A 6,918-nucleotide genomic window follows, 5' to 3' on the forward strand; every position below is an offset into this window, starting at 1 on the left:
GCTCACAAAAGCGAAATTAGGATTGAATGAGGGGCGTGTTTATCAGAAGGGGCTAGAAGGATTTATGAGGCTGAATGCCGCTTGTCCAAGAGCAGTTTTGGAAAAGGCTGTTAATCAGTTAAAAGAGGCTATTTCAAAGGAAAAGTAAAAAAATTACATTTCAATGTTGCTTATACAAAAACCAACAAAAAAATAATATAATTAAAAGATATTGTTAAATAATTTCTATTTATCAACTTGTATAATGACATAATAAATTATATGGTAACTTTTTAAATTGAACTAAATAATTAACTTTACTAATTCAATTTAAGAGCGAAAATAAAAGGAGGTGTAATTTATGGGAAATTTTAAAGAAATTTATTTGGCAGGAGGCTGTTTCTGGGGAGTTGAAAAGTTTTTTAAAATGGCTCCAGGCGTTATAGAAACATCAGTTGGTTACGCAAATGGACAAACTCTTGACACTAATTATGATATTTTAAAAATGACTGATCATGTTGAAGTAGTGTATATAAAATATGATGAAGATATAATTTCTTTAAATCAACTTCTTGATTATTATTTTTCGATAATTGATCCAACAAGTATCAATAGACAGGGACTTGATGAGGGGCGACAATATCGAACTGGAATTTATTATGTGGATAAAGAAGAATTAAATACAATAAGAATGAGGGTAGAAGATGAGCAAAATAGATATTCAAGAGAAATTCAAGTAGAAGTTAGACCATTAAAACATTATATTCTAGCTGAGGAATATCATCAAAATTATTTAGATAAAAATCCTAATGGATATTGTCATTTAGATCTTGAAAACGCAGTAAAAATCTTTTCAAAGAAATAAAATAAGTAGGAATATAAAATAACAAGTCGGGAAATCCCGACTTTTGCTTTTTTTGATTTTATCTATTTTCTCATTAAGCTGCTGCATCCTTAAGGCTTCTTCTTGTCGTTTTAAATTTTCCATCTCTGCTTTCTTTTCTTCCTCCTCTCTTTTTCTAATTTCAGATCTTATCTTCGCCTTTTCCATGTAATCTTGCGTCCAACTATCTATAGCTTCTGCGATTACCTTAAGTATTAAACAAATTATTGCACCGCCAATAACATATTGGCCAATAACATCATTAGTAAAGCCTACAACTATAATTATAAATATAATTACGAAGCTAATTAATACTTTTCCCAAACCATATCGAGCAACTTGTTCTTTTATATAGCTATAAACCTTGATCACAAAAATAACTATAGCTACAAGCAACAATATAATCAAAAAATAAAGTTGAATTTTTTCATCTGTCATTATATTTACCTTATTCTAGGATACTAGCAATCCTTGTTTTTAGCTCATAAAACCCATCATTTTTCGTATCAGGTAAAATTTCCATAGCCACATAAACTATATAATAAGGCAATAAATACTGCGGAATCTTATAATTATCCAAGCAAGATAGCTTTAAATAATCAAAATTAGCAACATCGGTATTGATATCTTTATAGGCTGGCACCTTTTCTAATTCCCTAATGATTTTTATCGTTTCTACGCCTATAGTATGGCATCCCTTTAAGTAAGCAAGAATTTTGATCGATATATTCATACCTTTATGTTCTTCTACAAATTTATGGGCTTTAGTTTCTATTAAATTATTTTTTGAAGCATATTCTTTTAACGCAGTATTCCATAAGGAATCAATTTCCTTGATAACTTCCTGCGAATTATTTAGCAAACTAAATTTTTCAGCTAATTTTAAAATAATAAATACTTTAAAATATAATGCCAAATTACTATATGAACCATCTTTTGCTTTTAAAAAATAACTTTTTCTTTGCAAGATATCATTGTTATATCCATCAAGCTCAATATAGTCAGGTTTATAAGCAAGATAGCGCTCGAAGCACTCCACATCCTCGCTTGATACCCTCCTTTTGATAGCCTTAATGTTATAACTTATGAACTTTTTAGCGCTATCAATATCAACTATATTTGTTATAATTTTATCTTTTACCTCATCTCTAAAATCATTTAAAATTCTTTCATAATCAATAATTGCCACGAATTTACCTCTATATAGAATTTTATCCATAACTATAGTTAGTTGATGGCGGATTATAATCCAAATATTCTTACGGTTGGTTTAATAATAAGGATTGCACGATAACCGATGAGAAGATGGACGCTATTTACAAGGCTATAGGCGAGAATGTCAAGCACATCAGAACGGTAAAAGGCGTTTCGCAGCTTTCGCTCGCTCTTGCCATCGGACACAAAGCCCCGTAGGAACGATCTCAATGATTGAACTTCATATCAATAAAAAACATTTCAATATCGAACATTTGATAAAAATAGCAGATGTTTTGGAAGTAGATATTTCGGAATTTTTTGTTTTTGATCCACAACTCTAAATTGATTAAATTTTATTCATCACAAAGCCGCAGAAGCGTCCCGTGATGCCGTCTCTACGGTATGAAAAATGTCGCTCGCTCTCAAAAGTGCAGCGCGGATCAAATTTAACGTTTCGCACCCCCGCAGCTGCGAGCTCGTCGCGCAGCGCGGCGTTCATATCGAAATGTCCCTGCGTTTTGTAGCGCTCAAACTCGCCCAGATCAAGCCCGCCAAGTTCATAGTTTCGCGCCTTGATATTCGCGCCCACGAATACCTTCAGCTCCGCAGCGACGCAGCCGAAGCGCTCGCTCATCAAATTTATCGCGCTGGTGCAGATCCGCCCTATTACGCCCGCGCGCCCCGCATGCACTGCGGCAACCACGCCGCGCCGCTCATCGGCGATCAGCACAGGCGAGCAGTCCGCTACCAGCACGCATAGCGCCACGCCGCGCAGATCGGTCACTAGCCCGTCGCAGGGCGGGATTTCATCGCTATCTGCGCGTAAAATTTCAACCTTGTTTGAGTGGATTTGGCGCATAAATTTTAAATTTTGCGGTCCGATGCCGAGCGCAGCGGCTAAAATTTCGCGGTTTTGCGCGACATTTTGCGGATCGTCACCCACGTGATCTCCTAAATTTAGGCTCGCATACGCTCCGCTGCTTACGCCGCCAAGCCGCGTGCCAAAGCCCGCCAGAACGCCCTGCCCGTCCAATACAAACTCAAGATTTTCTCTGCAAATTTCGGTTTTAGTCATCGTGCGCCGCTTAATACAGGCTTAAAATTTTATCTATCGCATCCCATGAAAGCCCGTCTTGCTCGCCATCGGCGCTATCATTGCGCGCCGCGACAGTGCCGCGACCGACGAGCTGTCCGCCCGCAAATCCCAGCTGCGCCGCGACGTATCGCGCGAGCAGATCGGTTTCGATATTTACGCGGCGCCCGATTTTGTAAGTTCCGAAGAGCGTATCTTTGAGCGTGAGCGGGATGATCGTAAGGCGAATGGCGCAGCATTGCGCCTCGCTCTTTAAATTTGCGCCCAAGGAGTTTGGATCGCGAACGGAATTTGAGCTGCTAGAATTTGCGCCATGCGAGCCTGCGTCGCTAAAATTTGAACCGTGCGAACCTTTGCGGTCTTTGTGAGTAAAATTTCCGCCCTCAAGCACTTCGTTGATCGTTAGGCTCACGCCGTCGATCGCTACCGAACCTTTCGGCGCTAGCAGCGGCGCTATATGCAGCGGCGCGCGGATAAAAAAATCGACGCCGCTTGCAAGCTTTGAAATTTTATAAATTTCGCCCACGGCATCGACATGCCCTTGGATCAAATGCCCGTCTATGCGATCTCCAATCCGCATCGCTGGCTCGATATGCACAGAGCCGCGCAGGTTTTGTGCGACGATGACGCGCGCCGTTTCGCTCGAAAGCTGCACCGCAAATCCATCCGCAAAAAGCCGCGTCACACTCAGGCACGCGCCGTTTACCGCGACGCTATCGCCGAGCGCGGGGCGGTATCTCGCGCGCAGTCGCAGCAAATCGCCGCTAAAGCTCGCAACCTGCGCGATCTCTCTGATCAGTCCGTTAAACATTATGAGCCTTTGGAATTTTTACGTGATATTAGCGTAGAATTTTGAAATTTTAAATTAAGCGAAGCTCGGCGAGCGTGAAGCCCGCCGAATGAAGTTTGAAATTATTTTTTAGAAACGATGAAATCGGCTAGCGCTTCGATCGATTCGTCGTTAAGTGAAGCGACTTGACCCTTCATAACGCCCATCATGCCGAATTTTCCCTTGCCGTCGCCCAAGCTGCCGTCTTTGTAGCCCTTTAGGCTAGCTACGATCTCTTCCTTGCTTAGGGTGTTTAGCGCAGGTACTTTGCCGCCAAGATAAGGCTTCTCGGCGTTGGCTCCGTGACAGGCCACGCATTTTTTATATAGTGTTGCGCCGTCTGCGGCAAACGCTGCCGAACTAAACGCCGCTAATGCAGCGCATGCGATTAAAACTTTTCTCATTTTTCATCCTTTACGATTAAGTTGTGGCGCGCATTATAGTTGAAATTTTTAAATTTGCGTTTAAAAATTTGGATTAATTTCTCGCGAGCGTGAACGCAAAAAACATTCTCCGCAAGCCGCGCACGACGGAATTTCAAGGGCATTGATTAAATTTAAAGCAGACTCGGCAAGCGCAGCTCAAAACATGACGCGAGTTGCGAGGCGCTGCGTTTTAGACGACAAGATTCGCGGCGGTGGAATTTTATTTGATCTGCGAAATTTCGCCGCCTTGCATCTTATAAATTTTATCTGCGGTGCCGAAGTATTTATCATCGTGCGAGATCGCAAAGATCGTGTATCCGCGCGATTTCAGCTCCGGCAAAATCCGCTCGTAAAACTCCGCGCGAAACTGCGGATCGAGATCGGCCGCAAACTCATCGAGCATCAAAAATTTTCGCCCGTCCATCAGCACGCTTACGAGCGCCAAACGCTTGCGCTGCCCGCTAGATAGGCTCGTGGTGCTAAATTTAGCCCCCTTTAGCTCAACCTTATCCTGCAGGTGCGTAAGCGCCAGCCACTCGCGCGCGATGTCCGCATCGCCCGTAGCGTAGTCGAAGAGATAAAAATCGCTGAAAACCGCGCTTATGTTGTTGCTGTAGGCGCGCAGATCGGAGGGTTTAAGGGCCGCGCCGTCGGCTAAAATTTCGCCCGTTTGCGGCGTATAAAGACCCGCTAAGATCATAAAAAGCGTCGATTTTCCGCTGCCGTTTTCGCCGATTAAAAACACCGTCTCGCCCGCATTTAGCTGCAAGCTTACCCCTTTTATGCCGAATTTCCCGCCTGGATACGAAAAGCCCACGTCTTTAAGCTCCAGGCTGCGCCACGGCTGCATTTGCGCAAGCTCGAAGCCCTGCACGAACGGGTCTAAATTTAACTCTTTGATCTTTGCGTAGGCGATCTTGGCGCGCAGCACGCTAGGAAGCGAGAATATGAGCATCATCAAAGGCGCGCGCAAAAAAAGCACCGTAAGCGCGATCGTTACGGCGTTTGCGAGCTCCGCTTTGCCGCCGCTAAGCCCAAAATAAAGCACAAAGCCTACTGCGCCTAGCATCATCACGTTCATAAAATTACTCGCGAACGCGCCGTAAACCTCGGCTCGCAGTGAGCTTTGGCGTAAATTTTGCGCGTTGGGCAAAAAGTCGTTTTCGTATAGGCTCTTCGCTTTGGCTAGGCTTAGCGACAGCTCCTTGTGCCCCTCGATCGCCGCGGCGTAGTTTTTATACAAAATGTCCTCGTTTTGGCGGTACAGATCGAAATTTTGCATGACCTTTTTCATCAAAAAGCGGTTGAAGATCATCAGCGCGCCGATCCAAACGAATAAAAACGCAAACATCATAGGCGCGATGTATAGCACGTAGATGCCGCAAAACAACACGATCATCGCGCCTTGGATCAGCTCTGAGATGCGCATAAAGCCCTCGGTCAGGCGCGAAATATCGCTGGAAAGAGATGCAAGCAGGTTCGCCTTCGACGCAGCCTCGATGCGCTCGAACTTCGTATCGATGATCTGCTTGATGATCTTGGTGCGCAGATCGAACACAAAGTCGTTTTCCATCTTGCAAAGCATGATGCGGCTTAGCACCGAAAGCAGCAGAAATAGTGCCAAGAGCGCAAAAAATAGCGCGATGATCCTGCCGCCTCTTTCGGCGCCGTCAAGTAGATATTTATTGATAAAGCTTAAAATCAAGATCCCCGAGCCGCTGTAGATCGCGTTTAGCGCGAGCATCGCGAGGATTTGCTTGGTATATTTTTTCATCTTTCGCCCCAACAAAATTTGAGCGCAATTGTGGCAAAATTCGCTTGAAAAAACGGTTAAATTTTAAATCCGTTCTCATTTCGCAAATAAAATTTTACCAAGGCTGCGCAAAATTCCGCCGTAAATTTATCCTCTTTTGGCGCGCCAGGAGCGATAAGCTCTATCTGTATTTACGCCCCTGACAGAAATTAGCAGATAGGATTAAATTTGACGGATTGCAAAATTTTGAATCAAATTTAAAAAACCTAAAGCGACAGAGCGTAAAATTTAACTATATTTTTAAATTTTATAAGCTTTGCCGACTCTGCTAAAATCCAAATTTAACTCTAGGCATCGCCCTTTTTGTTGCGCTCCGTGATGAATTTAGCTAATAAATTTATCTCCAATTTACTTACTTCAAATAGCGCCGTAATTTTCTTTTCGGCTAAGTCTAAATTTTTGTTGCAAACAGCCTTGAAATATCTACGCAGCTCGGCGTAATCGTTTGGATCGCTGATCATAAAATTACAAAACAAACCGTTTTTGCCCTGTAAAAATATCATATCAAAAACGCTATCGACGCCACCTCCGAAGTGAAAAATGATCTGGGGCAAAAGCACCATGCAGATCGTCGCTAAAATTATAAAAATAGATGTCACTACGGGTAGCACTACAAACATCGCCGCCATGATAACGACAAGAAATATTATGCCTGATTTACCGCCGACGCTATCTAGCCCGTAATGTATCGGAAGCGCG

8 protein-coding genes are annotated in these 6,918 nt (G+C 43.0%); 1 reads left to right on the forward strand and 7 read right to left on the reverse strand.

All coding sequences use genetic code 11. The features are described from left to right. Window positions 1-340: 340 nt before the first annotated feature. A complete protein-coding gene (msrA, locus tag Q0236_RS12210; RefSeq protein ID WP_297918486.1) occupies window positions 341-844 on the forward strand; it encodes a peptide-methionine (S)-S-oxide reductase MsrA in 504 nt (167 codons plus the stop codon). Here the strand turns inward: msrA and Q0236_RS12215 are convergent. The 7 genes from Q0236_RS12215 to Q0236_RS12250 form a co-directional block, all read right to left on the reverse strand. Further along, on the reverse strand, window positions 833-1,300 hold the full coding sequence (locus tag Q0236_RS12215) for a hypothetical protein (RefSeq protein WP_297918489.1): 468 nt from the start codon (window positions 1,298-1,300) through the stop codon (window positions 833-835). The two genes, msrA and Q0236_RS12215, sit on opposite strands and share 12 nt — an antisense overlap. 10 nt (window positions 1,301-1,310) lie before the next feature. After that, entirely contained in the window at window positions 1,311-2,051 is a 741-nt protein-coding gene (locus Q0236_RS12220) for a hypothetical protein (protein ID WP_297918492.1), read from the reverse strand. Between the two features lie 354 nt (window positions 2,052-2,405). Then, window positions 2,406-3,134, reverse strand: coding sequence for a polyphenol oxidase family protein (locus Q0236_RS12230; RefSeq protein WP_297918494.1), 729 nt, complete (start codon window positions 3,132-3,134; stop codon window positions 2,406-2,408). A 10-nt stretch (window positions 3,135-3,144) separates the two neighbouring features. Next, entirely contained in the window at window positions 3,145-3,963 is an 819-nt protein-coding gene (locus Q0236_RS12235) for a riboflavin synthase (protein WP_297918497.1), read from the reverse strand. A gap of 101 nt (window positions 3,964-4,064) precedes the next feature. Then, window positions 4,065-4,385, reverse strand: coding sequence for a c-type cytochrome (locus Q0236_RS12240; RefSeq protein ID WP_297918500.1), 321 nt, complete (start codon window positions 4,383-4,385; stop codon window positions 4,065-4,067). A 241-nt stretch (window positions 4,386-4,626) separates the two neighbouring features. Beyond that, a complete protein-coding gene (locus Q0236_RS12245) occupies window positions 4,627-6,180 on the reverse strand; it encodes an ATP-binding cassette domain-containing protein (protein WP_297918503.1) in 1,554 nt (517 codons plus the stop codon). A 326-nt stretch (window positions 6,181-6,506) separates the two neighbouring features. Continuing rightward, on the reverse strand, window positions 6,507-6,918 hold a 412-nt coding region (locus Q0236_RS12250), incomplete at its 5' end, for a hypothetical protein (protein ID WP_297918506.1).

The organism is uncultured Campylobacter sp. (assembly GCF_938031315.1).
Classification (GTDB): Bacteria; Campylobacterota; Campylobacteria; order Campylobacterales; family Campylobacteraceae; genus Campylobacter_B.